This is a genomic window from Brevundimonas subvibrioides ATCC 15264 (assembly GCF_000144605.1).
Taxonomy (GTDB): Bacteria; Pseudomonadota; Alphaproteobacteria; order Caulobacterales; family Caulobacteraceae; genus Brevundimonas; species Brevundimonas subvibrioides.
Genome location: NC_014375.1, coordinates 2332517 through 2355594, shown reverse-complemented (window position 1 = coordinate 2355594; position 23078 = coordinate 2332517). Strand labels below are relative to the sequence as shown.

Below are 23078 nucleotides of genomic sequence, written 5' to 3'. Positions count from 1 at the left end.
ATCGCGGCCTTGCCGGGCCACCAATCCAGGGAAGAAGCCGCTCCGCAAGGGGCGGCTTTTTTCATGCCCTACTGGCTGACCCAGAGGATCCGGGCCATCCAGTCGACGTCGGCGCGCGCCAGCACCCGTGGCGGGTAGGCGGGATTGATCGACGCCAGGGTGACCGTCCTGGCCGTCAGGGCCTCGATCTGTTTGGCCAGGGTCTCGCCCGACCGGGTGCGTGCCACGACCCGATCGCCCTTGCGGACGTCGGTGCGTTCGCGGTCCACCAGGACCCGGTCGCCCTCGCGATACAGCGGCACCATCGAATCGCCGGAGATCAGCAGGCTGAACAGGCTTTCTTTCGGCGACGGCAGGTCCGTCTGCTCCCAGCCGTCCCCGGTCGGCAGGCCGGCGTCGTCGAAGAAGCCGTCCGCGCCGGCCTGGGCCATGCCGAGCAGGGGGGCTGTGGCGATCCGGGCCGGGGCGTCGTCGGCCAGGGCCGCGAACTCGGCCAGGGACGTGCCAGTGGCCTCCAGGATCAGGTTCAGGCTCTCGGTCGAGGGCCAGCGGGGCCGGGGCGGCACGCCGGGCCCGAACCGCTTCGACGGGTTGAAGGCCGTGGCGTCGAGGCCGGCCTTGCGGGCCAGCGCCGAGGACGACAGGCCCTGCCGACGCGCGAGGGTGTCGAGGGCGGTCCAGAGGCGGTCGTGGGAGAGGGACAAGGCAGGGGTCCGCGGCGGTTGATTCGGAACCACCTTAGTGAGGAATAAATCCCTATTCCAGTCCTGCGGCCCGGCGCTCCTGCCAAGCCCAGAAGGTGCCGACCCCGATACTCAGCAGGATGCCGTAACTGGCCAAGTTCAGCACGGTGTAGAAGGCCGCGATCGGCGGCCGGACATCGAACAGATAGACGATGTGGCTCATGACCACGATCAACTGGATCGCCAGCGCCCAGATCGTCCATGACCTGCGCCATGTCCAGACGACATAGGCGAAGGTCGCGGCCATCGCGCAGTCCAGCAGGAACATCGTCCACTGGAAGTTCTTGTAGAGTTGACCATCGTTCTGCAGCAACAGGCCGGCGAGCCAGCCCAGCAGATAGGTGCCGGTCGCGACCCGCTCGGGCTCATCGCCCTTGAGGAACGCGAATATCGCAACCGCCACCATCGGAAGTAGAGCGAACTTTACGTAGAGGGTATCCAACATACAAAATCGCCCCCGCACCAAGTAGTGCGAGGGCGACAATGCTTCGAATCTGGCCTGCGGGGAACCTTTACCCCGCAAGATTACGCCGAATTCAGGCGACGCGCGGGATGGCCCGGGGGGGCTCTTCGCTGCCGACCGGGGTCTCCCAGTCGTCGGGCTTGTTCAGCGGGCCGACGGCATAGATGCCGAAGCCCTGACGGCGATGGGCGCGCTGCAGTTCTGCGTGGCAGGCGACGATCGCTTCGCGGGCCGACGACAGGGCCGCGATGGCCTCGATCGCCTTGGCTTGGGCTTCCGAACCGGCGACCGGCGAAACCTTCAGAAGGGTGCGCGCACCGATCATGGATTGAACCAGGGTCGTCGATGCCGTGATGGCCGCATCGACCGCCTTTTCGGTAGCATAGAGATCGCCTGCAACGCTGGCGACGACTTCAGTTCTGTCCATGTGTAGCCCCTCAATGAAACAACAATGAACAACCCGTTAACACGTTTAGGGCGTAAACGGTAGCGTTTCATTAACCACGGGTGCGGCCCGCGGCACGACACGACCTCCGGGCGGATCGTCCCCGACGGGCGGGTGATCGTCGGGCTTGTCCAGCGGTCCCACGGCGAGGGTTTGCAGCCCCAGACGACGCGCCAGCGCCGCCAGGGTCCTGTGGGTATCGACGAGGTGGGACCGCGCCGAGGCGAGGGCGCCGATCGAGGCCGCGGCTCCGTCGAACGCCTTCTGGCCTGCGACGGCCGAGAGGTAGGCTTGGGCCCGCGCGGTCGGCAGCATGGCGGCCAGCAGGGCCGTCTCCACCAAAGCCTGGTCGATCGCGGCTTCGGCGGCATGGAGGCGGACGCTCAGGGCGTCGCCCACGGTTTCTCTGCTCATGAAGGAAGCTCCCTCGTGGCCGGACGCCACGCGGGAATACAACCTCAGGTATTTCAGGAAGGCAAGTCCCGGTTGTCGTCGAGCGAGAAGTGGGCCGTCAGGCTGGCGATCGGGTGGGCCGGATCCTCCTGCCAGGCCTCGGCCAGCACGTGGGCCACCCGGCGGCCGGCGCGGGAGATGCGGGCGCGGGCGTGGACGTCGCGCGGCTTTCCGGATCGCAGGTAGGCCGTGGTCACCGTGATCGGCCGGGGCAGCCGCAGGCGCGGCCAGACCAGGGCGACCTGGGCGATGGCGGTCAGCTCCAGCATGGCCGCCGTCGAACCCCCATGAAGGGCCGGCAGCATGGGATTGCCGATCAGATGGTCCGCGAAGGGCATGACGACGGTCAGCGTATCGCCGTCCTGTTCGGTCCGCAGACCGAGGAAGCGGGCGTAGGGGATCGTCTCCAGCAGGGCGGTCATGCGGCGTCTCTTCTGGATTTCAGATTGGATCCGGTCGCGCTCGCGTCGCTGGAGTTGATCACATAGGTCATCTGGGCGGCGGCGACGGGGTCCGCCGGATCGCTCTCGAAGGCCCAGGCGCGGACGAAACCGATGGTGCGCGTCAGCTTGTAGCAGCGCGCCTCGCTGAGCAGGTCCACGCGGGGGCGGGCCGCCCGCATGTAGTCGATGCGCAGATCCAGCGTCGCGATCGGTGCGAACCGGCGCAGCGCCACCCAGATCGCCAGCCCGCCGACATGGTCCAGCATGGCGGTGACCAGCCCCCCGGCGAAGACGTCCGTCTCCGGATCGCCGACCAGATCGGCCCTCCAGGGGGTGCGCAGGCGAACGCGGTCGCCCTCGACGCCCTCGTACGTGAATCCCAGCGCATGGGTGTGGGCGGCGCCCGAGGCGAGCTGCGGCAGGATGTCGGTCAGGAACGGATCGCTCATTCGACCGTCCTTATCCGGCGCGGATGGACGCGCAAGCCCGGAACGCCGCCTATATGGTCTCCATGATCCGCCCCGAAGACCTGCTCCGGCCCACCCCGGCCGGCCTGTACTGCCCGCCCGGCGATTTCTACGTCGATCCCAACCGGCCTGTGGACCGCGCCGTCGTGACCCACGGCCATGCCGACCATGCCCGGTCGGGACACGGCGCGGTGCTGGCGACCGACCAGACCATCAAGATCATGGCCGAGCGCTATGGCGAGGACTTCACCGCCCTGCGCCAGCCGGTGGCCTATGGGGAGACCGCCTCGCACAACGGCGTCGACATCCGGCTGGTCCCGGCCGGCCATGTGCTGGGCTCGGCCCAGGCGGTGGTGACGTATCAGGGCCTGACCATGGTGGTGTCGGGCGACTACAAGCGCCGGCGCGACCCGACCTGCACGCCGTTCGAGCCGGTGCCGTGCCACGTCTTCATCTCGGAGGCGACCTTCGGCCTGCCGGTCTTCACCCATCCGCCGGATGCCGAGGAGGTGGGGCGGCTGGTGCAGTCGCTGGGCCAGTTCCCCGACCGGGCCCATCTGGTGGGGGCCTATGCGCTGGGCAAGGCCCAGCGGGTCATCCGGCTGCTGCGCGAGGCGGGCTGGGAACGGCCCATCTATGTCCACGGCGCGCTGGAGCGGCTGAACCGGCTCTACGAGCGCGAGGGCGTCGACCTGGGCCCCATCCTCCCGGCCACGGGCCTGAAGAAGGACGCGCTCGGCGGCGAGGTCGCCATCGCGCCACCCAGCGCCATCCAGGACCGCTGGGCCCGCCGCTTCGCCGATCCTGTGACGGCCTTTGCCTCGGGCTGGATGCTGGTCAAGGCGCGGGCCAAGCAGCGGGGCGTGGAACTTCCCCTTGTCATCTCGGACCACGCCGACTGGCCCGAACTGATCCAGACCTTCGAAGAGGTGAAGCCGGAGGAACTGTGGATCACCCACGGCCGCGAGGAGGGTCTGCTGCGCTGGGCCGAGATCAACGGCGTCAAGGCGCGCGCGCTGCGGCTGGTGGGCTATGAGGATGAGGACGAGGAGGTGGTCGGGGAGGGAACCCCGGATCAGGGGTGAGGTCCGGATGGGGAGGGTCTGCGGTCCGCCTTGATGTTGCGTTCGAACAGCCACGACCGCTTTTGACGTACGCGTATGTCAGGCTGCCCGCATGACCCCGGAGCACAGCTGAGTCTGGGCGGTGACGTCTAAGCCCCGGTGATGGCGCATCGGTCCGATATCTTGGGCGAATGCAGTTTTCGAACGATCAGGACAATCAGGATGGACGATACGAATGGAAGCCAGTTCAATGGTTTGATTGGGTGTTCAGAGACCCGATCCCAGGACTTGGATTCCTTGCACCCGGTTTTTCGGAGTCCAATCCGTAAGGTCTCCTCCCTGTCGCGCAGCGATGGGGAGGTGGCGCGGCGCGACTTTAGCGCCGTGACGGAGGGGTTCTTGATGCACACAGAACCCTCCGTCAGCTCGCAAGGGGCTCGCTGACCCCTCTGCATTCGCGCGGCGGCGAACGGGGGGGGGAGGGCCTACGCCGCACGCACCTTCGCCGTCGGTGCCTCGGCCTCGACCGGCTCCGCCGTCAGGGCGGCGTTCATGGCCATGCGCAGGCGCTCGGGCTTGATGGGCTTCTCGACCACGGCGGCCATGCCGATCGCAAGATAGTGTTTCGCGTCGTCCGGATCGGCATTGGCGGTCAGGGCGACGATGGGGATGTTGCGCGCCGTGCCGGTCAGGGCGCGGATCGCCTGGGTCGCCTGGACCCCGTCCATCCGGGGCATCTTGATGTCCATCAGGATCAGGTCGAACGGGCGGGCCTGGACGGCTTCCAGCGCCTCCAGACCGTCCTCGGCGGTCTCTGACGAGCATCCGAACATCTCGCACAGGGCCTGGGCGACCACCCGGTTCGTGGCGTTGTCGTCGACGATCAGGATATGCGGGTTGGACGTCAGCTCCAGGTCGGCCAGGGCCGAGACGTTCGACGGGTGATCGACGGCGACGGCCGACAAAGGCGCGGTGATGTCGAAGGCGAAGGTGGCCCCGCGACCCTGGTTGTTCTCGGCCCAGATGCGGCCGTTCATATTGTCCACGATCTGGCGGCAGATCGAAAGGCCCAGGCCCGCGCCGTCCGGGCCGGAGCCATGGACGAAGGGTTCGAAGATCGCATCCACGCGGTCGGCATCGACGCCCGGGCCGTCGTCGCGTATCCGGGCCTCCATATGCACCTGGCCGTTCTCGGACCAGGCCTTGAGGCTGGCCTCGACGACGCCGTTCCGGGCGAATTTCAGCGCATTGCCGATCAGGTTGTTGAACACCTGTTTGACGCGCACGCAGTCGAGATCGGCGGTCAGTTCGGTGTCGCCTTCGTAACCCACCATCAGCCGCACGCCGTCCTGCGACGCGCGCGGGGCCCACAGGTGCTCGATGTCGTCGACCAGGGCGCGCAGCGGCGTGGGCGCGGGGGTCAGCTCCAGCTCGCCGGCCTCGGCGCGCGACAGGTCCAGCGCGTCCTGAAGGATGCGCAGCAGGGTCTCGGAGGAATCCACGATGGTCTGGACGTGGGCGTGGGCCGCGTCGTTCAGGGGCTGGCGGCGCAGCAGTTCGGCGACGGCGAGGACGCCATTCATGGGGGTGCGCAGCTCGTGGCTCATGATGGCCAGGAACTGGCTCTTGGCGCGGGCCGAGGCCAGGGCCTGGGTCCGGCTGTCGGTCAGGGCGCGCGCCTGCTCCTCCAGCTCGCGGTTCTGGCTGCGCTGCTGGTCGTTGACGGCCTGCAGCAGGGAGATGGCCGTGCCGACGCCGCGATAGCGCCCGTCGCGCGTGACGATGAAGCCGCGCATCAGGGCCCCCGGCCCGGACTTCAGCAGGATGTCGCAGAAGGCGTCGATCTTGACCCCGGCCTCGACCACGGCGGGCTCGGTGTCCATGATCATCGACACGGGGCGGTTGGCGTAGAGCGCGTGGCCGAACGGGCCGGCGATCTTGAGCAGGAAGGCGTTGCGTTCGACCAGTCCGACGGGCCGATCGTTGTCGACGACCGGAATCACCAGTGTGTCCGGCTCGTTCCTGAAACGAGCGAAGATCTCGCTGGTCGGGACCGTCGACGAGACAGGCTCGGCGCGCTCCGTAAGAACCTCGATCGTCGGCATACTGGCCGCTACTCCGTGATACCGGTGGACATCTAGGGGATAACCTTCTTCAGAATCGTTAAGTGCGGCGGCCTGCCGCATTTCGGCCCCGGTCGATCGTGTTTTGCGGCTGGCGAGCCGCTGGTGTAAGAGCGCGGTCCAACCTCAGAACCCTCAAATCCCTTTTCGATGCGCGCGGCCGGTGGCCGACCGCAGGGCCGTCATGACCGAAACCCAACCCGCACCGTCATCCGCTCTCGTCCTGTTCTCGGGCGGGCAGGACAGCGCCACCTGCCTTGCCTGGGCCCTGGAGCGGTTCGACCGGGTCGAGACGGTGGGCTTCGACTACGGCCAGCGGCACGCGGTCGAGATGGACGCGCGTCTGCGGGTGCGCGCGGGCATGCCTCGCGTCCTGCCGCGCCTGGCCGACAGGCTCGGGCCGGACCACGTCGTCGACCTGACCGGGTTCGGGGCCATCGGCGAGACGGCGATGACGACCGACCGGGCGATCGAGGTGGGGGCGAGGGGCCTGCCGACGACCTTCGTGCCGGGGCGGAACCTGATCTTCCTCACGGCGGCGGCCGCGCTGGCGGACCGGCGGGGGCTAGAGGTGCTGGTCGGCGGCATGTGCGAGACCGACTTCTCCGGCTATCCCGACTGCCGACGCGAGACCATGGACGCCATGGAGCGGGCGCTGTCGCTCGGCCTGGACAGGCCGGTGCCGATCCAGACGCCCCTGATGTGGCTGACGAAGGCGCGGACCTGGGCCCTGGCCGACGCGATCGGCGGCGCGGCCCTGGTCGATCTGATCGTCGAGGACAGCCACACCTGCTACCGGGGCGACCGGACCCATCGGCACGCCTGGGGCTATGGCTGCGGCGCCTGTCCGGCCTGCGAACTGCGGGCGGCGGGCTGGGACGGCTGGGTGGCGTCCCGATGACTTATTCGGTCAAGGAGACCTTCCTGACGGTGCAGGGCGAGGGCGGGCAGGCGGGGCGGCCGGCGGTCTTCCTGCGCTTCGCCGGGTGCAATCTCTGGAGCGGCCGCGAGCAGGACCGGGCCAAGGCCGTCTGTTCGTTCTGCGACACCGAGTTCGTGGGGACGGACGGCGACGGCGGCGGGAAGTTCGCGGATGCGGGCGTTTTGTCGGACCATGTCGCCTCGATGTGGATCGGCCGGGACGGGGATCCGAAGCTGGTGGTCTGCACAGGCGGCGAGCCGCTGCTTCAGCTGGACGCGCCCCTGATCGAGGCCTTGCACGCGCGCGGCTTCGACATCGCCGTGGAGACGAACGGGACGCTGGCGGCCCCCACGGGCATCGACTGGGTGTGCGTCAGTCCCAAGGCCGCGGCGCCCGTCGTGCAGACGTCCGGGCAGGAGCTGAAACTGGTCTTTCCCCAGGCCCTGGCCATGCCCCACCGGTTCGAGGCGCTCGATTTCGAGCGCTTCTGGCTGCAGCCGATGGACGGCCCGGACCAGGCGGCGAATACGGCCGCGGCGCTGGACTACTGTCTGAAGAACCCGAAATGGCGTCTGAGCGTCCAGACGCACAAATACATCGGCGTCCGGTGATCTAGCAGCGCTGGCCGTTGGCGCGCCGCTGTTCGCAGCGGCGTTGCTCGCGCTCGTAATCGCGCTGCTCGCGCTCGCGACGGGCGCGGGTTTCCTCGTCCGAGGTGGTGACGGAATCGACTCCGGCCCCGACAACAGCCCCTGTGACCTTGGCCGCGCCGCCCACGACGGCCCCGGCGGTGCCGACGACGGCCCCGACCAGGCAACCCTGGAGCATGAGCGCGCCCGCGAGGACGGCGGACACGGCGGTGAGGCGGCGCAGGGTCTGGGTCATGGTTTCCTCTAGTCCGTACATGGTGAACGGATGGTGACCGATTTGTAAGCGGCGCTGGCGAACAGCGCCGGTTAGGATCGGGCATTCCGGGGGCAGGGCATGACCATCATTCGAACCATCGGCCTTGGTCTGGCGGTCATGGTGGCGACCTTCGCGGTCCATGAGGCCGCGCACGGGCTGATGGCCCTCGGTCTCGGCTATGACGTCTTCATCCGGGTCAACAGCGCGGGCCCGGCCAGCGGCAGCTACAGTTCGGGCCTGCACAGGGATCTGGTGGACGCAGCGGGCCCGGCGATGACCCTGCTGCAGGGGCTGTTCGGTTTGTGGCTGGGGTCGCGGGGCACGGCCATGATCGGGTTCGCCACGGTGCTGGCCGCCTTCCTGATGCGGTTGCTGGCCGCGGGGATCAGCGTCATCAACCCCAACGACGAGGCCCGCCTCGGTCTGTCGTGGGGGATCGGCCAGTGGACCGTCCACGCCGCCGTCGTGGGGTGTCTGCTGATCCTGACGGTTCTGGCGGTGCGCAGGGCCAGACCCTCGACCGGCCCGATCATCACCCTCGTCCTGGCCATGCAGGTGGGAATCGCCGCCGTGGTCCTGGGCGAGCGCTATCTGCCGACCCTGTACCTCTGAGGCGAAAGCGTCAGCCGATCTGGGCGCGGTGCCTGAGCAGGGCGTCGGCGAGCACGCAGGCGGCCATGGCCTCGACCACCGGCACGCCGCGCAGGGCCACGCAGGGGTCGTGGCGGCCTTTGGTGCGCAGGTCGGTCTCGGTCCCGTCCCGGGTAACCGTCTGGCGCGGGGTCAGGATCGATGAGGTGGGCTTGAAGGCGATCCGGGCGGTCAGGGGCTGGCCGGTCGAGATGCCGCCCAGGACACCGCCGGCATGGTTGGACTGGAACACGATCCCGCCGTCCGGACCGATCCGCATCTCGTCGGCATTGTCCTCCCCGGACAGTTCGGCCGAGCCGAAGCCGGCCCCGATCTCCACGCCCTTGACGGCGTTGATGGACATCATCGCCGCGGCCAGTTCCGCGTCCAGCTTGCCATAGAGGGGCGCGCCCCAGCCGGCGGGGATGCCCGTGACCTCCAGAGCGACCACGGCACCGCAGGACGATCCCGCCTTGCGCACGCCATCCAGCCAGGCCTCCCACGCGGGGACGACCCCGGCGGAGGCCGCGAACAGGGGGTTGTCGTAGACGGCCGAGAAATCGACGGCGTCCGGCGCGATCCTGTGGGGGCCCAGCTGGACCACGCCGGCCCGGATCACGATCCCGTCGCCCAGGATGCGACGCGCGACGGCCCCCGCGGCGACCCGGCTGGCAGTCTCGCGGGCCGAGGACCGCCCGCCGCCGCGATGGTCGCGGACGCCGTATTTGGCCTGATAGGTCATGTCGGCGTGGCCGGGACGGAAGGCGCGGGCGATCTCGCCGTAATCCTTCGAGCGCGCATCCTCGTTGTCGATATGGATGGCGATGGGAGCCCCTGTGGTGACCGGGCCGTCGCCGTCGTCGAACACCCCGGACAGGATGCGGGCGGTGTCGCTCTCCTTCCTCTGGGTGACGAAGCGGCTGCCGCCGGGCTTGCGCCGGTCGAGCCAGGGCTGGAGGTCGGCCTCGTTGAGGGGAATCAGCGGCGGGCAACCGTCGACGACGCAGCCGATCGCCGGCCCGTGGCTCTCGCCCCAGGTCGTCACGCGAAACAGATGGCCGAAGGTATTGTGCGACATGGTTTCGCGATTAGGCCGCGAGCCGGTCCGGCGTCCAGACCCGCGTGAACCGGGCCAGCAGATCTTCGGCCGCCGAGGGCGCGTCCTCGCTGGCAAAAAAGGTGACGAACAGGTGGCCGGCCCGGTGGGTGCCTCTGGCCGGAAGGCCGAGATCGCGCAGGCGCAGCCGGATGGGCGACTGCAGGCCGGGCGTCAGCCAGGCCGAGCGGGGACCGGCGTGGGTGTCGATCTCGATTCGGCCGCCGTCGGTGAGCACGCGTGGCGAGGCCCCCCACCGCATGTGCAGATCGTCGCCGAGGGCGGCCAGGCCGTCGGTGGGGCGGATCAGGACCGGCAGGTAGAGGTCGGAACCGTCATCGGCGGCCTTCTTCAGGCGAAGGTGCTCGCCGGTCCGCATCCCGGCCGGGGCGCGCACCCGCAGGGACCGGGTCCCGAGGCGAACGGTGGTGTCTCCCCCCGACAGGGCCTGCAGCGGCGTCAGGCCGACGACGGGCAGGGCGGCCGGGCGGGCGACCGGCGCGGCAAGGGCGGGGTGGCCGCCGCCCCGGCTCTGGATCAGGCGATAGGCGGCGATGACCCGGCGGAAACGCTCGGCATCACCCGCCGGCAGATCGGGTCGGGCGCCCTTCACGGCCATGCGGAAGGCGCGTGCGACCTCGGCCTGGTCGGTCGGACCATGCAGCCCGAGGACCGCGAAGGCTTCGTTCAGGGTCTGGCCGGGCGACGTCATGCGACCAATAGGCCGCCGTCATGGTCAAGGACGGGTTAACCGTGCGGGGCGCGGCGACGCTTGCTATATCGCCGTCATGACCAGCCCCGTGATCCCGTCCAGCCCCACCCGTGAAGAGTATGCGCGCGACTACGCCGCGGCGCTCGCCGCCAATGGCGACGAGACGATCTTCGACCGAACCGAGCCGATCGGCCTGATCGTCGAATGGCTGGCCCAGGCGCGGGCGCACGAAGCGAACGATCCGAACGCCATGGCCCTGTCGACGGTCGACGCCGACGGCGCGCCGGACAGCCGCATGGTCCTGCTGAAAGACGTCGATGCCCGGGGGCTGACCTTCTATTCCAATCGCGAGAGCGCCAAGGGCCTGCAGCTTCACGCCCGGCCCCGTGCGGCCCTGCTGTTCCACTGGAAGTCCCTGCGGCGCCAGATCCGGGTGCGCGGCGCGGTCGAGCCGGTCAGCGCCGCGGAGGCCGATGCCTATTTCGCCAGCCGGGCGCGCGAGAGCCGGATCGGGGCGTGGGCCTCGGACCAGTCGCGGCCGCTGCAAGACCGGTCGGCGCTGGAGGCCGCCGTCGCGCGCGAGACGGCGCGGTTCGACGGCGCGGACGTGCCGCGCCCCGAGCACTGGACCGGCTGGCGCGTCCTGCCGGACGTGGTCGAGTTCTGGCGCGACCGCCCGTTCCGGCTGCACGACCGGCTGCGGTTCACGCGTGAAGGCGAGGATTGGGCGCGGACCCGGCTGCAGCCCTGAGCTTCAGGTGCCGTAACGGGCCAGGAAGGTCTCGACGGCGTCGGCCGCGATCTGTCCGTTGGTTCGGGCCGCCTGGACCTCGTCGCCGGTGACCAGCGGCATGAAGAAGACCGGGTGCTCGACCATGCCCATCAGCTGCCCGGCGGCCCACGAGGGTTTGTCGATCTTCAGTTCGCCGCGTTCGGCAAGGCGGGCGAGGGCGGCCATCAGCGGGCGGCCGAAATCGCTGCGACCCTTGTCGAAGAAGCCTTGGGCGACATCCCGGAACCGGGGACGCTCCGCCATCACCAGGCGAAAGACCGATCGGACGAACGGGTCGCCCATGAAGTCGGCATAGGCCGTGGCGAACAGGGTCAGCTGTTCGCGGGCATGACCGTCGGAGACCCGGACATATTCCATCTGGGCCGAGAAATCGGCCGACGCGTCCGAAATCACGGCCGTGAACAGATGCTGTTTCGACGGGAAATAGCCGTAGAGCGTGGCCGTGGACACGGCCGCGGCCCGCGCGATCGGCTCGATCCGGGTGGCGGCATAGCCGTCGGCCATGAAGTGACGGCGGGCCTCGCGAACGATCGTCTGGCGCCGGGGGTCTACGGGTTCGGCTGCTGCAGCCGTATTGCTGTGTGAACGCATCGCCGTGACTTTAGCGTATATGGTTACGCTCCGAAATCCCCGACAAATACGTATGTTACGTCGTCAGAAGCCCCGCCAGAAGCGGGTGCGCCAGCAGGGGGGCCGCCAGGCGCACGATGACCTGCGGATCATCCAGCCGGACCGCCGCCGTGGCGTCGGCGATGACGAAATCGGCGCGGGTGCGCGAGGGTTCGGTAAGGCGTTCGTGCCCGGGACGGACGGTCTTCAGATACTGGTCGATCACCGACGTGGACGTTCGACCCCGCTCGGCCTGATCCCGCAGCAGGCGACGGATGAACCGGATGTCGGCCGGTGTGTCGACGAAGACCCGGATGTCGAAAAGGTCGGCCACGGCGGGGGTGCACAGGACGTGGGTGCCCTCCACGATCACCACCGGCGCGACGGGGATGATCTCGCCTTCCGGCTCCCGGCCGTGGTGGATGAAGGAATAGACGGGGGCGGTCACGGGTTTGCCCGCCTTCAGCCGGGACAGGTCCTCGAACAGCAGGTCGTGATCCCGCGCAGCCACGTCGTCGAAGTCGAAGGTCGCGGCGTCGAAGCCGGGCAGGGAGGCCGCGTCGCGATAGTACGAATCCTCGCGCATCAGCACGGCAGTGCCGGCGGGCAGGACGGCGGCGACGGTTTCGGCGAGCGTCGACTTGCCCGAACCGGACCCGCCGGTGATCGCGATGAGGATGGTCATGCCGGTGCCATATGACGACAGAGGCGGTCGCGCCAGTCTCAGGCCTTGACCAGCTTCAGTCCGACGATCGCCGCGACGATCACCGCGAGCAGGATCAGGCGGACCGCATCGAGGCGCTCGCCGAAGAACAGGGCGCCGACGACCACCGTGCCGACCGCGCCGATCCCGGTCCAGACAGCATAGGCCATGCCCATCGGGATCGTCCGGATGGCGAACTGGAGCGCCTGGAAGCTGGCGATGATCAGGCCGATGAACAGGACGTTCAGGCCGATCTTTGCTCCGGTCGTGGCATCGGCCCCCATCCCGTTGAGGAGCCGCAGGGTGGTGGTGAAACCCACCTCGAGCACACCCGCGACGACCAGCGAAATCCAACCCATGACGATCCTCAATAATAGAATGATCGATCGAATTATATGACTGGACGGTCCCGTCAAGGCGCGGCATGAGAGCGGCATGGCCCGGACCCGAAATGCGGAGAAGTTCGACGCGCAGCGGCAGGGGCTGCTCGCGGCGGCGGGCGCCTGCTTCATCCGTCTGGGCTTTCACGCGGCGAGCATTGCGGACATCTGTGCCGAGGCGGGCGGCATCAGCCCGGGCCGGCTCTATCACTATTTTCCCTCCAAGCAGGCGATGGTGGAGGCCCTGGTCGCCGAGGAGCGGGCGGAGGTGGCCCTGCTTTTCGGCGCTGTCTCGGCGATAGAGGACCCGCTGGAAGCGATCGTGTCGCTGGTCGAGCGGGGCGTCGAACTCGGGTGCCAGCGCGACTATGGCGTGCTGGCGACCGAGATCGTGGGCGAGAGCCTGCGCAGTGCCGAGGTCGGGCGGATCGTCCGCTACGCCGAGCGCGACTATCGCGAGCGGCTGATCGCGCTTCTGGCCGACGCCCGGACGGCGCGCGCACGTCAGGACGAACCGGTCTGGGCTGCGAAGGACGACGACCGGCTGGCGCGCGGTCTGACGATGATCGTCGACGGCGCGTCGGTGCGCGCCTTGCTGGAGCCGTCGTCGCTGAAGACCCTGACGCGCGAGGCGGTCGACCTCGCGCGCCTGCTGGTGCTGTCGGCCTGCCGCTGATCTAGCGGAAGAAGCAGGTGGCGCCGGCGTAAAGGCTTTCGACCGTGCCCGCGGCCCCGTCGGCCGTCAGGAACCCACCCATGTCGCCGGCCTGGAACTCGATGCCGAGCGTGGATTCGGGGTCGATCTCGATCGTGCGGGCACCATCGAGGTCTGCCCGGGTCGTGCCCACGCCGACGCCGTCGACGGTGGTCAGACCGGCCGCATCGAGGAACCAGCCGGCGAACTTCTCGTCCTGGAAGGCCAGTTTCAGCCCGTTGGAGAACGACGCGAACTGAACCGGGCCCTCGCCGCATTCCGAGTTGGTCGTGACCTCGGGCGTCTCTCTGGCTCCGAGCATGCCCGCGACCAGTCCGATCACCACGTCTTGCGGTGTCCCGAACGGGACAGGCCGGGCCGATCCGGATGCCGAAAACAGGCGCAGGCCTTCGCCCTCGATCGCCAGGCCGCCCGTCGCCGGCGGCGGGGCCGGGGCCTCAGCCGCAGCGGGGGTGGCCGCCGCGACCGGGGCCGCGGCCGGTTCCGGTGACCCCTCGCAGGCCGCGATGGTGAGCACCGTGGCGAGGGCGAGGGCCGAGCGGGCGATCACGCGCATATCCGGGGCATCCTTGTGTCGGGTCAGGTCGCGCACGAGAAGCCAGAACGGGATCGCGCGCAAGCGGTCGCTGTCCGAAAGCGTGCGCCGCCCTAGCGGAAGAAGCAGGTCAGACCGGCATAGAGGCTTTCGACCACGCCGTCGGGCGCATCGGAGCTCATGAAGCCGTTGACCCCCTGGAAATAGAACTCCACGCCCAGGGTCGAGGACGTGTCGATCTGGAAGTCGGGCAGGCTGTCCATCGTGGCCCGGTCGACGCCCACGCCGAACTCGTTCTCGGTGTAGATCCCCGCCTGATCCAGGGTCCAGCCCTGAAAGCTTCCGTCCACGAAGACCAACTGAAGCCCGTTCGGATAGTCGGCGAAGCCCGTGGGCCCGGACGGACAGTCGTTGTTCGTCGTCACCTCGGGCGTGGTTCCCGTCGCCGCGTTGACGGCGGCGATCGCGTCGGCTTGCGATACCTGCTCGAACTTCAGCGTGCTGGTCGTTCCCGCCGCGTCGGTGATGTCGAGGCCAAGGCCCTGGATGCGGATCCGGCTCGGGCTTGCGGCCGGTGCCACCGCCGGTACCGCCGCCGTGGCTGCCTCCGCCGCGTCCGGAGCGGCATTGCCTGACGGACTTCCGCAGGCGGCCAGGACCGTCAGGACGAGGGAGAGGGCGAGGGGGGTGCCGGTCGCTGGCCGCATGCGAGTGTCTCGGAGGTTTGGGTGAACGATGTTCGGACCAGACCGCAAATCCCGCCGGGGCACAATGGTGACGCTTGGGAGGCCCGTTGGCTGACCCGTTAGGTGACCCTGCGTCACGTTGCTTGTCGGCGAGGACCTCGGCTAGTTTGAAAGCCAAGCCCTGCGCACGACGGGGAAAACGAGGGAATGCGATGCTGGGTTTGATGCAGGACTGGCCACTGACGGTCGATCGTATCCTCGACCACTCGAAGAACTGGCACGGCCACCGCGAGGTGGTGACCCGTTCGGTCGAAGGGCCGGTCGTGCGGACCACCTATGGCCAGATCCACGGTCGCGCCAAACAGGTGTCGAACGTCCTCAAGGAGTGGGGCGTCCAGCGCGGCGACCGGGTCGCGACCCTGGCCTGGAACACCGGCAATCATATCGAGGCCTGGTACGGCATCATGGGGATCGGCGCGGTGTGCCACACCCTGAACCCGCGCCTGTTTCCCGAGCAGCTGATCTACATCATCAACCACGCCGGCGACCGGATCATCTTCGTCGATCTGACCTTCGTGCCGCTGCTGGAAGCGATCCTGCCGCATTGCCCCAGCGTCGAGCGCGTCGTGGTCATGACCGACGCCTTCCACATGCCGGCGACGAAACTGCCCAGGGCCGAATGCTATGAGGCCGTCCTGCAGGGCGTGTCACAGGACTGCGTCTGGGGTGACTTCGACGAACAGACGGCCTGTGGCCTCTGCTACACCTCGGGCACGACAGGGAACCCCAAGGGAGTCCTGTACTCGCACCGGTCGAACTTCATCCACACCCTGCTGGGCATGCAGTCCACGGTGCTGGGGCCCTCGCCGAAGGAAGTCATCCTTCCGGTCGTGCCGATGTTCCACGCCAACGCCTGGGGCATCGCCTTCGCCGGTCCGGCCTCGGGGGCCAAGCTGGTCATGCCGGGTGCCAAGATGGACGGCGCCTCCATCTATGAACTGATCGTGTCCGAGGGCGTGACCTTCTCCGCCGCCGTGCCGACGGTGTGGCAGGGGCTTCTGACCCATCTGCGCGAGAACAAGCTGACCATCCCGACCGTCAAGCGCGTGCTGATCGGCGGCTCTGCCGTTCCCGAAAGCCTGATCCGCGCCTTCCACGACGAGTTCGGCATCGAGGTGGCCCAGGGCTGGGGCATGACCGAGACCTCGCCCATCGGCACCATGTCGATCCTGACGCCCGAACTCGAGGCCCTGCCTTACGACGAGGGCATGAAGTGGCGCATCAAGCAGGGAATTCCCCCGCTGGGCGTCGAGCTGAAGCTGAAGAACTATGCCGGTCAGGAGATGCCGCACGACGGCACGACCTACGGCCGCCTGATGATCAAGGGGCCGACGATCGCCCGCGCCTATTTCCGCGACGAGGGCGGCGACATCCTGGACCACGAAGGCTTCTTCGATACCGGCGACGTCTCGACGATCGACGAATACGGCTTCATGCAGATCACCGACCGCGCCAAGGACGTCATCAAGTCCGGCGGCGAATGGATCAGCTCCATCGAGATCGAGAACATCGCCGTCGGTCACCCGAAGGTCGAGCTGGCCGCCGTGATCGGCGCGGCCCATCCCAAATGGGACGAGCGGCCGGTGCTGATCGTCAAGCTGAAGCCCGGCGAGACGCAGGACAAGCAGGAGCACCTGGACTTCCTGGTCGGCAAGATCGCCAAATGGTGGATGCCCGATGACGTGGTCTTCGTGGACGACATCCCACTGGGCGCGACGGGCAAGATCGACAAGAAGACCCTGCGCGAACAGCTGAAGGACTATCGCCTGCCGACCTCGGTCGAGCCGGCCCGGACCTGAGCGTGGCCGGTCGCAGGGCCACGCCGGGCTTGATGGCCGTCCGGGCCGCCATGGTCGCGACCCTCGCCGGGCCGCTGCTAGCGATCGTCGCGGTGCTGCTGGTCGGAGCGGACGCGGTTTCGCTGGAGACCGGGCTGGACCTGCTGACGCTGAAGGTGGCTCTGGCTCTGAGCGTGCTGGCGGTGGTGGTCGCCCTGGTCGCGATGGTGATCGCGTTCCGGACGTCTCCCCGGCTGGGCGTGATGGCCCTGGCCACCCTGGTCGTCGCCGTCGGGATCTCTGGAGCCTTCCTGTGGCGCGCGCAGGTGATGGCGATCGCCGGTCCTCTGGATGTGACGACCGATCTGGCCGATCCGCCGACCATTGCCAATGCTGCGGGCCCCAGCGTCGCCTGTCCGGGCGTATCGGCCCCCATGACCCAGTTCGCGCAGGGAACGGCGGGATGGGCCATGCAGCAGGCCGGTTTCCGGATCACCGGCGCCAGTCTGTTCCAGATTCGCGGCGAGCGCACCGGCGCCGTCTTCGGCCTGACGCACGAGGCTGTGATTCGCATCCGGCCCGGCCAGACCGATGTGCGCGTCGTCGCCCGTTACGACCGGGCCGACGGCGGCGAGAACTGTCGCCTCGCCACCAAGCTGGTGGATGCGCTTCAGGCCGGTCGGTAGGTCGCAGACAGGGTCGGTTCGCCGTCCGTCACCACACGCCCGTCGTTCACCAGCTTGATCAGATGCGCCCACACCGACAGGCCGGCGGCGGCCCACAACCGCTGATCGACCGCCGCATACAGGACCGGGACCATCTGCGCGATCGTGCGGTCCCCGGCGACCAGGCGGGCGAGGATCTGCGCCTCCCGATCCAGACGGTGCCGGCGATAGGCGGCCAGGAACGGCGCCGGCTCGGTGACCGGCGCGCCATGGGTAGGCCACAGGGTCGAGAACCCTTCCGCGATCACGACGTCGAGGCTGAGCAGATAGTCGCTCATGTTGCCGTCCGGCGGCGCGACGACGGTCGTTGACCAGCCCATGATGTGGTCGCCGCAGAACAGCGCGTTCTCGTCCTCCAGCGCGAAGGCCATGTGATTCGAGGCGTGACCGGGCGTGAACAGCGCCCGCAGGGTCCAGCCGTCGCCGGCGATCGCCTCGCCCCCGGTCAGGATCGTGTCGGGCGCGAAGACGGCATCCTCCTCCTCGTCCAGCGGGCCGGACGCATGGGTGTCCCTGGCGGGCGGGCGGGCGGCCAGGACCGGGGCTCGCACGACATCCGCGAACGGGCGGGCGAGGGGAGAGTGGTCGCGGTGGGTATGGGTCACCAGGATATGGCTGACGGTCCTGCCCTCGACGGCCGACATCAGCGCGGCCAGATGGGCGTCGTCCAGGGGACCGGGGTCGATCACGGCGACGGACGATCCCGGACGGGAGTGGCCGACGATATAGGTGCCGGTACCGGTGAAGGTGAAGGGGCCGGGGTTGTTGCAGATCACCCGCTGGATCAGGGGCGAGACCTGGTCGGCGCGGCCGTACTGGAAATCGAAGGCGCGGACGAAGGGGATCGCCTGGACTGCGGACATGACGATGGTCTCGAAACGGTACGGAGAGGAACGGCCCGACCCTTGCCTTAACAGAGCGTAAACCCGTTCTGGAGCGCCTGTCTTGGCCCGATCGATCGCACTGACTGTCTCAAATCGGCTCCAGCCCATCGCCGCAGCCATGCTGTGCCTGATGGCGGCGCAGCTGGTTCTGACCTCCTGCGGCGATCCCGAGCCGATCCCCTACGCCGCCCGGGTGGCGATCAGCCGCTAGAGCGGCAACCGGCTGAGGTCATAGCCGGCCGCCGCGGCGGTCGCGCGCAATGTGTCCGCATCCGCGCGATCGAGGGATCGCATCGCCAGCGCCCAGGCGAAGGTCGACCGGGTGCCGGATCGGCAGAACATCAGCACGGGCGATCCGTCCTCGAGCGCCCCGGCTGTCGCCTTCACAGCGTCTGGACCGGGCATGCCGCTGACGGGAGCATGGACGAACTCCATGCCGTTCGCGGTCGCCACCGCCGACATCTCGGCCGCCGAGGGCTGCCCGGGCTCCTCGCTGTCCGGGCGGTGGCTGACGATGCGCCGGATTCCCAGGCGCGCCAGCTCGGGCACGTCGTCCAGTCCGATCTGTGGCGCGGCCCAGACGCCCGCCGACAGCGCGTTCGCTCGAATGTTCACTTCGATCCCCTGTGACAGTTCAATGTAACTTCACCGTTAGAAACGTGTCCTGAATGCGACACTCGCAAGGCAGCCTTATTACACAGACGTAATTCTTATGGCGCTTGGCCGATCGCGGCGTCTATCCAAGCCTCAGTCTGCGCCGAGTCCGACGCAAGATGCCAACTCGATGCCGCAGCGGAGGGCTGCGTCATCACTCCAGGAGAATGATCTTGAAACTCCAAACTGTCCGTCAGCGCATGCTGAACACCACGATGATCGGCACCGCGGCCCTGCTGGCGCTCGCCGCCGCCCCGGTGATGATGCTGGTCGCCCCGACTGAAGCCCTGGCCCAATCCCTGACCGGCTCGCTGCGCGTGACGGTGTCGGGCGACGGCGGCGCGCCGCTCTCCGGCGCGACCGTGATGGTGAGCTCGCCGGACAGCCTGGTGAGCCGCACCGGCGTGACCGATGCCGACGGCCGCGTCCGCCTGGCCGGCCTCGACCCCGCCACCAACTATACCGTGAGCGTGACGGCCGAGGGCTATGAGGCGTTCGGCGTCGGCAATGTCGCCGTCGTGGCCGGCCGCGATCTCAGCGTCGGTTATGTGCTGGTCAGCGGTGCCGGCTCCACCTCCACCGTCGACGACATCGTCGTCACGGGGACCTCGCTGGCCGCCATCGACGTGACCTCCGCGCAGGTCAGCACCACCCTGACGCTGGGCGTCGTGGAAGCCCTGCCGACCGCCCGTAACTATCAAGCATACCTGCAGCTGGTTCCCGGCGTGAAGCCCTCGAACGGCGGCAACCCGTCGTCGCGTTCGGGCGTCAACTACGCCGAGGCCGGCGGCGGCATCGGCAACTCGTCGGACAACCTCTACTACCTCGACGGCGTCGACGTGACCGACCCGGTCTCCGGCACCTTCGGCTCCAACTTCAACTCCGAGATCATCCAGGAACAACAGGTCATCGTCGGCGGCGTGCCGGCTGAATACGCCGGTGGTTCGGGCCTGGTCTCGCGCGTCATCACCAAGTCGGGTGGTAACGAGTGGCACGGTTCGCTCAACTACTACCTCCAGAACGACGACCTGGTATCCGAAGACCAGCACACGACCTCGGGCGGCTTCTCGACCTATGACACGGCCTTCACCCTGGGCGGCCCGATCATTCGCGACCGTCTGTGGATCTATGGCTCGTACCAGAAGAAGAACCAGGAGGACGACGTCCTCGACAACACCCTCGGCAGCCCGACCTTCGGCCAGCTGATCCGGAGCACGACGCGCGACCAGGACTACACCTTCGCCAAACTGACGTGGCAGGCCACGGACAACGACCGCCTGACCCTGACCTACTTCGGCGATCCGACCACGGTCAGTGGCCAGAGCTCTTCCGCGATCATCAACCGTCGCGACTTCACGCGCGAGCAGGGCGGCGACAACTATAAGGTCGACTACACGCGGACTTGGGGCGACCTGATCGTCAACGCCTACTACTTCAACCACGAAGCCGAGATCATCGACACCGCTGTGGACAGCAGTGTTCGCGACAACGTCACCTATCGCAACGCCTTCGGCTCTAACCTCTACCAGCGTCAGCTGGGCGGTCGTGGCCTGAACTCCGAAGAAACCCGCAACCGCGAGGAGTACGGCGCCAACTTCGAGTACTATCTCGACACCGGCTTCGGTTCGCACACGTTCAAGGGCGGCTTCTCGTTCGCGGACAACACCAACTTCCAGACCGACTCGGTTCCGGGCGGCGTGACCTACAACTCGCTGGCCCCGATCTACAGCGGCACCACGCTGGCCTCCTATGTCGGGTCGGGCTGGACGGCGCGCGCGATCACGACGCAGGATTACGCCACCTTCCTCCTGCCGGCGCTGAGCGGCAATGCTCGCGCCCGGTCGATCCTGGACACCAACGCTGACGGACAGGTCTCGTCCGCAGAAGCCGGTGCCCTAGTGTTCGGCAGCAGCGCAGGCAACCCCTACGGTAACACCAACGTCTATCGGACCGTTCGCGCCTCCGATGGCCCGTACACGCTGCGCCTCGAGTACACCTCGCTGTACCTGCAGGACACCTGGACGCTGGACCAGCTGACCGTCGCCGCCGGCGTTCGCGCCGAACGGACCGAGCATTTCGCGTCCGACGACAGCAAGATCGCCTCGTTCGAATGGACCTACGCGCCGCGCCTGAGCGTCGTGTATGACCTGAACGGCGACGGCCGCAGCAAGGTGTTCGGCTTCGTCGGTCGCTACTACGACCCGATCCGCACCGACATGACGGACTTCGCCGGGGCCCTGACCGGCCCGGTGAACAACGAGCAGATCTACGTCAGCAACGGCGCGGGCGGCGAGTGGGTCACCTTCCGGACGCGGGGACCGGGCGACGCCCAGATCTCGCCCGGCACCAAGACGCCCTATACGGACGAATTCATGATCGGTGGGTCGACCACCATCGGGTCCGACATCGGCATAGCGGCCTCGGTTACGCACCGCGTGACCAAGGACATCATGGAAGACTTCGACCTGACGCTGTACTCGGATCCGACCTGCACGCAGGCGACCTGCGGCGTGAACGGTGCGGCCTTCCCGGGATCGCCGTTCTACCTGCCGTATTCCTACTTCGGCTACGACGCGAACCCCGGCACCAACTATGTCATCGGCACCCTGCCGGGCGGCAAGCGCGAGTACACCGGCTTCGAGCTGACCGTGACGAAGTTCAAGACCGACAACTGGTTCGGTCAGGCGTCCTACACCTATAACAAGGCCGAAGGTAACGCGAACTCGGACGGCAACGCGGACTTCGTCGGCGACTGGCTCGCGCTCGATCCGCGCGCCCCGAACGTCTACGGCCCGCAGGCTGGCAACATTCCGCATCAGTTCAAGGCCTACGGCGGCTACGAGTTCGATTTCGGTCTGGAAGTCTCCAGCGTGTTCAACTGGAACAGCGGCGCCCTCTACACGCCCGGTTCGGCCATCTCCGGCCGCATCATTCCGGACATGCAGGATCCGTTCGTGTTCAACGGCGTCACCGACAGCTACCTCGTCGAAGGCATCACCGGCAGCGAACAGAACCCCAGCTACTACACCTGGGACCTGCGCTTTAAGTACGTCGCCGACGCGCCCTACGTGGCCGGCGAGCTGGAGTTCTTCCTCGACGTCTTCAACGTCATGAACCACCAGACGGCGACCGGAGTGGTCAACAACCGCGCCGGCAGCGGCCAGTTCCTCTACCAGGAAGCCAATGCCTGGGTCGCCCCGCGTCGCGCCTATCTGGGCGTCCGCTACTCGTTCTGATCCGTCAGGACATCGTCGACCAACGGAATGCCGGCGCGAAAGCGCCGGCATTTCTGTTTCCGGCGTCCTGGTTTTAGGATCGCGGAAGGGGGAGGGGCCGTCAGACGGGCCTTGCCGTAGAAAAACCACGCCGCGCCTTCAGGCGGGGGGTCAGACAGCTATCGGATGACATCACCTATGCGCCTAAGCCTTGCCGCCGCTCTCGCCGTGCTCGCCCTCGGCGGATTGACCGCACCCGTCTCGGCCCAGTCCCAGGACGGACCGATCGTGACCGCCGGATCGGACGCCGAGTCCGTCGAGGCCCGGAATGTGCGTGAGGCCATCGCCTATGCCACGCCGCTGCCGCGCGGCGCGCCCACCGAGGACTATCCTCTGGTCGCCTGGTGCGCCTCTCTGGTCGAGGGGCATATCGCGCTCGGCCGCACCCTGACGACGGCCGACGATCTGGATCGCGACATCATGCGGCTGGGCGGGCTGGAAGCGACCGATTTCCGCGAGGCCCTTCGCATCGGGGCCGCGCGTCAGACCCCGGCCGTCCGCGCCGCCGCCGAGGCCGCGGGTGTCGAGGCCGCCGCCAAATGGACGCCGCTGATGGCGCAGGAAGACGAAAAGGCCCGCAGCGAGGCCTTCGGCCTGTTCTTCGGCCTGCCCGGACGGTGCGAACACGCCGCGCGCCGCGTCCGCGAGAACATCACCACCCCGCCGGAATCGCTGGATGACGCCGGTCTGGACGAGACCGGCCAGCCGAAGACGTAAATCCTCCCCCATCGGGGGAGGGGGACCGCGAAGCGGTGGAGGGGGCTGGCCGCGCACTCAGGGTTCTGGTTCGGGCCCCCTCCGTCACGGCGCGAAG

General features: G+C 68.1%; 28 protein-coding genes. 11 read left to right on the top strand and 17 right to left on the bottom strand.

Going from position 1 to position 23078, the window contains the following annotated elements:
• Nucleotides 1-68: 68 nt before the first annotated feature.
• The 6 genes from BRESU_RS11655 to BRESU_RS11630 all read right to left on the bottom strand — a co-directional run bounded on the left by BRESU_RS11655 (nt 69) and on the right by BRESU_RS11630 (nt 2996).
• On the bottom strand, nt 69-704 hold the full coding sequence (locus tag BRESU_RS11655; protein ID WP_013269759.1) for a S24 family peptidase: 636 nt from the start codon (nt 702-704) through the stop codon (nt 69-71).
• Nucleotides 705-756: 52 nt separating this feature from the next.
• Nucleotides 757-1188 (bottom strand): hypothetical protein, encoded by a 432-nt coding sequence (locus BRESU_RS11650; protein ID WP_013269758.1) that lies wholly within the window; start codon nt 1186-1188, stop codon nt 757-759.
• Nucleotides 1189-1279: 91 nt separating this feature from the next.
• On the bottom strand, nt 1280-1633 hold the full coding sequence (locus BRESU_RS11645) for a hypothetical protein (protein WP_013269757.1): 354 nt from the start codon (nt 1631-1633) through the stop codon (nt 1280-1282).
• A 45-nt stretch (nt 1634-1678) separates the two neighbouring features.
• Nucleotides 1679-2065, bottom strand: coding sequence for a hypothetical protein (locus BRESU_RS11640; RefSeq protein ID WP_013269756.1), 387 nt, complete (start codon nt 2063-2065; stop codon nt 1679-1681).
• 53 nt (nt 2066-2118) lie between these two features.
• On the bottom strand, nt 2119-2526 hold the full coding sequence (locus BRESU_RS11635) for a PaaI family thioesterase (RefSeq protein WP_013269755.1): 408 nt from the start codon (nt 2524-2526) through the stop codon (nt 2119-2121).
• A complete protein-coding gene (locus BRESU_RS11630) occupies nt 2523-2996 on the bottom strand; it encodes a PaaI family thioesterase (protein ID WP_013269754.1) in 474 nt (157 codons plus the stop codon). The genes BRESU_RS11635 and BRESU_RS11630 overlap by 4 nt, the downstream gene beginning before the upstream one ends.
• A 62-nt stretch (nt 2997-3058) precedes the next feature.
• On the opposite strand from BRESU_RS11630, the gene BRESU_RS11625 reads away from it, so the two are divergent.
• Nucleotides 3059-4099, top strand: a complete 1041-nt coding sequence (locus tag BRESU_RS11625; protein ID WP_041762509.1) for a ligase-associated DNA damage response exonuclease — start codon at nt 3059-3061, stop codon at nt 4097-4099.
• 464 nt (nt 4100-4563) lie between these two features.
• Here the strand turns inward: BRESU_RS11625 and BRESU_RS11620 are convergent, their stop codons facing one another.
• The gene (locus BRESU_RS11620; RefSeq protein WP_013269752.1) at nt 4564-6183 is read right to left on the bottom strand and encodes a response regulator; all 1620 of its coding nucleotides are present in this window, start codon (nt 6181-6183) and stop codon (nt 4564-4566) included.
• A gap of 202 nt (nt 6184-6385) precedes the next feature.
• Here BRESU_RS11620 and queC point away from each other — a divergent pair, with 202 nt between their 5' ends.
• Both queC and queE read left to right on the top strand, forming a co-directional pair.
• A complete protein-coding gene (queC, locus tag BRESU_RS11615; protein WP_013269751.1) occupies nt 6386-7102 on the top strand; it encodes a 7-cyano-7-deazaguanine synthase QueC in 717 nt (238 codons plus the stop codon).
• Nucleotides 7099-7734 carry a 7-carboxy-7-deazaguanine synthase gene (queE, locus tag BRESU_RS11610; RefSeq protein WP_013269750.1) on the top strand — a complete coding sequence of 212 codons (636 nt, stop codon included), beginning with the start codon at nt 7099-7101 and terminating at the stop codon, nt 7732-7734. Before queC ends, queE begins: the two co-directional genes overlap by 4 nt.
• Nucleotide 7735: 1 nt before the next feature.
• Here the strand turns inward: queE and BRESU_RS11605 are convergent, their stop codons facing one another.
• Nucleotides 7736-8008, bottom strand: coding sequence for a hypothetical protein (locus BRESU_RS11605; protein ID WP_013269749.1), 273 nt, complete (start codon nt 8006-8008; stop codon nt 7736-7738).
• 99 nt (nt 8009-8107) lie between these two features.
• Here BRESU_RS11605 and BRESU_RS11600 point away from each other — a divergent pair, with 99 nt between their 5' ends.
• Entirely contained in the window at nt 8108-8641 is a 534-nt protein-coding gene (locus tag BRESU_RS11600) for a hypothetical protein (RefSeq protein WP_013269748.1), read from the top strand.
• 10 nt (nt 8642-8651) lie between these two features.
• Here BRESU_RS11600 and aroC read toward each other — a convergent pair whose 3' ends face one another.
• Both aroC and BRESU_RS11590 read right to left on the bottom strand, forming a co-directional pair.
• Nucleotides 8652-9737, bottom strand: coding sequence for a chorismate synthase (aroC, locus tag BRESU_RS11595; protein WP_013269747.1), 1086 nt, complete (start codon nt 9735-9737; stop codon nt 8652-8654).
• A gap of 10 nt (nt 9738-9747) precedes the next feature.
• Nucleotides 9748-10467 (bottom strand): DnaJ C-terminal domain-containing protein, encoded by a 720-nt coding sequence (locus tag BRESU_RS11590; protein WP_013269746.1) that lies wholly within the window; start codon nt 10465-10467, stop codon nt 9748-9750.
• A 76-nt stretch (nt 10468-10543) separates the two neighbouring features.
• On the opposite strand from BRESU_RS11590, the gene pdxH reads away from it, so the two are divergent.
• A complete protein-coding gene (gene pdxH / locus BRESU_RS11585; protein ID WP_013269745.1) occupies nt 10544-11218 on the top strand; it encodes a pyridoxamine 5'-phosphate oxidase in 675 nt (224 codons plus the stop codon).
• Nucleotides 11219-11221: 3 nt separating this feature from the next.
• Here pdxH and BRESU_RS11580 read toward each other — a convergent pair whose 3' ends face one another.
• From BRESU_RS11580 to BRESU_RS11570, 3 genes are read right to left on the bottom strand one after another with little or no spacing between them, the layout of a single operon-like run.
• On the bottom strand, nt 11222-11851 hold the full coding sequence (locus BRESU_RS11580; protein ID WP_013269744.1) for a TetR/AcrR family transcriptional regulator: 630 nt from the start codon (nt 11849-11851) through the stop codon (nt 11222-11224).
• A gap of 55 nt (nt 11852-11906) precedes the next feature.
• Complete coding sequence (udk, locus tag BRESU_RS11575; RefSeq protein ID WP_013269743.1) at nt 11907-12554, bottom strand: uridine kinase; 648 nt, start codon at nt 12552-12554, stop codon at nt 11907-11909.
• Between the two features lie 38 nt (nt 12555-12592).
• Nucleotides 12593-12931: a DMT family transporter gene (locus BRESU_RS11570; RefSeq protein WP_013269742.1), complete on the bottom strand. Its 339-nt coding sequence runs from the start codon at nt 12929-12931 to the stop codon at nt 12593-12595.
• Between the two features lie 76 nt (nt 12932-13007).
• On the opposite strand from BRESU_RS11570, the gene BRESU_RS16940 reads away from it, so the two are divergent.
• A complete protein-coding gene (locus BRESU_RS16940; RefSeq protein ID WP_013269741.1) occupies nt 13008-13628 on the top strand; it encodes a TetR/AcrR family transcriptional regulator in 621 nt (206 codons plus the stop codon).
• 1 nt (nt 13629) lies between these two features.
• On the opposite strand, the gene BRESU_RS11560 is transcribed toward BRESU_RS16940, so the two are convergent.
• On the bottom strand, nt 13630-14223 hold the full coding sequence (locus BRESU_RS11560) for a hypothetical protein (RefSeq protein ID WP_156796156.1): 594 nt from the start codon (nt 14221-14223) through the stop codon (nt 13630-13632).
• A 92-nt stretch (nt 14224-14315) separates the two neighbouring features.
• Nucleotides 14316-14909, bottom strand: coding sequence for a hypothetical protein (locus BRESU_RS11555; RefSeq protein WP_013269739.1), 594 nt, complete (start codon nt 14907-14909; stop codon nt 14316-14318).
• Between the two features lie 191 nt (nt 14910-15100).
• Here BRESU_RS11555 and BRESU_RS11550 point away from each other — a divergent pair, with 191 nt between their 5' ends.
• Complete coding sequence (locus BRESU_RS11550) at nt 15101-16747, top strand: long-chain-fatty-acid--CoA ligase (protein ID WP_013269738.1); 1647 nt, start codon at nt 15101-15103, stop codon at nt 16745-16747.
• A 2-nt stretch (nt 16748-16749) separates the two neighbouring features.
• Nucleotides 16750-17412: a DUF1499 domain-containing protein gene (locus BRESU_RS11545; RefSeq protein WP_156796155.1), complete on the top strand. Its 663-nt coding sequence runs from the start codon at nt 16750-16752 to the stop codon at nt 17410-17412.
• On the opposite strand, the gene BRESU_RS11540 is transcribed toward BRESU_RS11545, so the two are convergent.
• The gene (locus BRESU_RS11540; protein WP_013269736.1) at nt 17397-18314 is read right to left on the bottom strand and encodes an MBL fold metallo-hydrolase; all 918 of its coding nucleotides are present in this window, start codon (nt 18312-18314) and stop codon (nt 17397-17399) included. The two genes, BRESU_RS11545 and BRESU_RS11540, sit on opposite strands and share 16 nt — an antisense overlap.
• An 82-nt stretch (nt 18315-18396) precedes the next feature.
• Here BRESU_RS11540 and BRESU_RS17565 point away from each other — a divergent pair, with 82 nt between their 5' ends.
• The gene (locus BRESU_RS17565; RefSeq protein ID WP_013269735.1) at nt 18397-18546 is read left to right on the top strand and encodes a hypothetical protein; all 150 of its coding nucleotides are present in this window, start codon (nt 18397-18399) and stop codon (nt 18544-18546) included.
• Here the strand turns inward: BRESU_RS17565 and BRESU_RS11535 are convergent.
• Entirely contained in the window at nt 18543-18950 is a 408-nt protein-coding gene (locus BRESU_RS11535) for a protein tyrosine phosphatase family protein (RefSeq protein WP_013269734.1), read from the bottom strand. The two genes, BRESU_RS17565 and BRESU_RS11535, sit on opposite strands and share 4 nt — an antisense overlap.
• A gap of 212 nt (nt 18951-19162) precedes the next feature.
• Between BRESU_RS11535 and BRESU_RS11530 the strand changes: the two genes are divergently transcribed.
• Together BRESU_RS11530 and BRESU_RS11525 are read left to right on the top strand one after the other, a co-directional pair.
• On the top strand, nt 19163-22225 hold the full coding sequence (locus tag BRESU_RS11530) for a TonB-dependent receptor (RefSeq protein WP_013269733.1): 3063 nt from the start codon (nt 19163-19165) through the stop codon (nt 22223-22225).
• Nucleotides 22226-22402: 177 nt separating this feature from the next.
• Nucleotides 22403-22981, top strand: a complete 579-nt coding sequence (locus BRESU_RS11525) for a hypothetical protein (RefSeq protein WP_013269732.1) — start codon at nt 22403-22405, stop codon at nt 22979-22981.
• Nucleotides 22982-23078 lie beyond the last annotated feature (97 nt).

Coding starts and splice junctions, on each gene's coding strand:
- BRESU_RS11650 (WP_013269758.1), bottom strand. CDS start 1,188: ATGTTGGATACCCTCTACGTAAAGTTCGCTCTACTTCCGATGGTGGCG.
- BRESU_RS11645 (WP_013269757.1), bottom strand. CDS start 1,633: ATGGACAGAACTGAAGTCGTCGCCAGCGTTGCAGGCGATCTCTATGCT.
- BRESU_RS11640 (WP_013269756.1), bottom strand. CDS start 2,065: ATGAGCAGAGAAACCGTGGGCGACGCCCTGAGCGTCCGCCTCCATGCC.
- BRESU_RS11635 (WP_013269755.1), bottom strand. CDS start 2,526: ATGACCGCCCTGCTGGAGACGATCCCCTACGCCCGCTTCCTCGGTCTG.
- BRESU_RS11630 (WP_013269754.1), bottom strand. CDS start 2,996: ATGAGCGATCCGTTCCTGACCGACATCCTGCCGCAGCTCGCCTCGGGC.
- BRESU_RS11625 (WP_041762509.1), top strand. CDS start 3,059: ATGATCCGCCCCGAAGACCTGCTCCGGCCCACCCCGGCCGGCCTGTAC.
- BRESU_RS11620 (WP_013269752.1), bottom strand. CDS start 6,183: ATGCCGACGATCGAGGTTCTTACGGAGCGCGCCGAGCCTGTCTCGTCG.
- queC (WP_013269751.1), top strand. CDS start 6,386: ATGACCGAAACCCAACCCGCACCGTCATCCGCTCTCGTCCTGTTCTCG.
- queE (WP_013269750.1), top strand. CDS start 7,099: ATGACTTATTCGGTCAAGGAGACCTTCCTGACGGTGCAGGGCGAGGGC.
- BRESU_RS11605 (WP_013269749.1), bottom strand. CDS start 8,008: ATGACCCAGACCCTGCGCCGCCTCACCGCCGTGTCCGCCGTCCTCGCG.
- BRESU_RS11600 (WP_013269748.1), top strand. CDS start 8,108: ATGACCATCATTCGAACCATCGGCCTTGGTCTGGCGGTCATGGTGGCG.
- aroC (WP_013269747.1), bottom strand. CDS start 9,737: ATGTCGCACAATACCTTCGGCCATCTGTTTCGCGTGACGACCTGGGGC.
- BRESU_RS11590 (WP_013269746.1), bottom strand. CDS start 10,467: ATGACGTCGCCCGGCCAGACCCTGAACGAAGCCTTCGCGGTCCTCGGG.
- pdxH (WP_013269745.1), top strand. CDS start 10,544: ATGACCAGCCCCGTGATCCCGTCCAGCCCCACCCGTGAAGAGTATGCG.
- BRESU_RS11580 (WP_013269744.1), bottom strand. CDS start 11,851: ATGCGTTCACACAGCAATACGGCTGCAGCAGCCGAACCCGTAGACCCC.
- udk (WP_013269743.1), bottom strand. CDS start 12,554: ATGACCATCCTCATCGCGATCACCGGCGGGTCCGGTTCGGGCAAGTCG.
- BRESU_RS11570 (WP_013269742.1), bottom strand. CDS start 12,931: ATGGGTTGGATTTCGCTGGTCGTCGCGGGTGTGCTCGAGGTGGGTTTC.
- BRESU_RS16940 (WP_013269741.1), top strand. CDS start 13,008: ATGGCCCGGACCCGAAATGCGGAGAAGTTCGACGCGCAGCGGCAGGGG.
- BRESU_RS11560 (WP_156796156.1), bottom strand. CDS start 14,223: ATGCGCGTGATCGCCCGCTCGGCCCTCGCCCTCGCCACGGTGCTCACC.
- BRESU_RS11555 (WP_013269739.1), bottom strand. CDS start 14,909: ATGCGGCCAGCGACCGGCACCCCCCTCGCCCTCTCCCTCGTCCTGACG.
- BRESU_RS11550 (WP_013269738.1), top strand. CDS start 15,101: ATGCTGGGTTTGATGCAGGACTGGCCACTGACGGTCGATCGTATCCTC.
- BRESU_RS11540 (WP_013269736.1), bottom strand. CDS start 18,314: ATGTCCGCAGTCCAGGCGATCCCCTTCGTCCGCGCCTTCGATTTCCAG.
- BRESU_RS11525 (WP_013269732.1), top strand. CDS start 22,403: ATGCGCCTAAGCCTTGCCGCCGCTCTCGCCGTGCTCGCCCTCGGCGGA.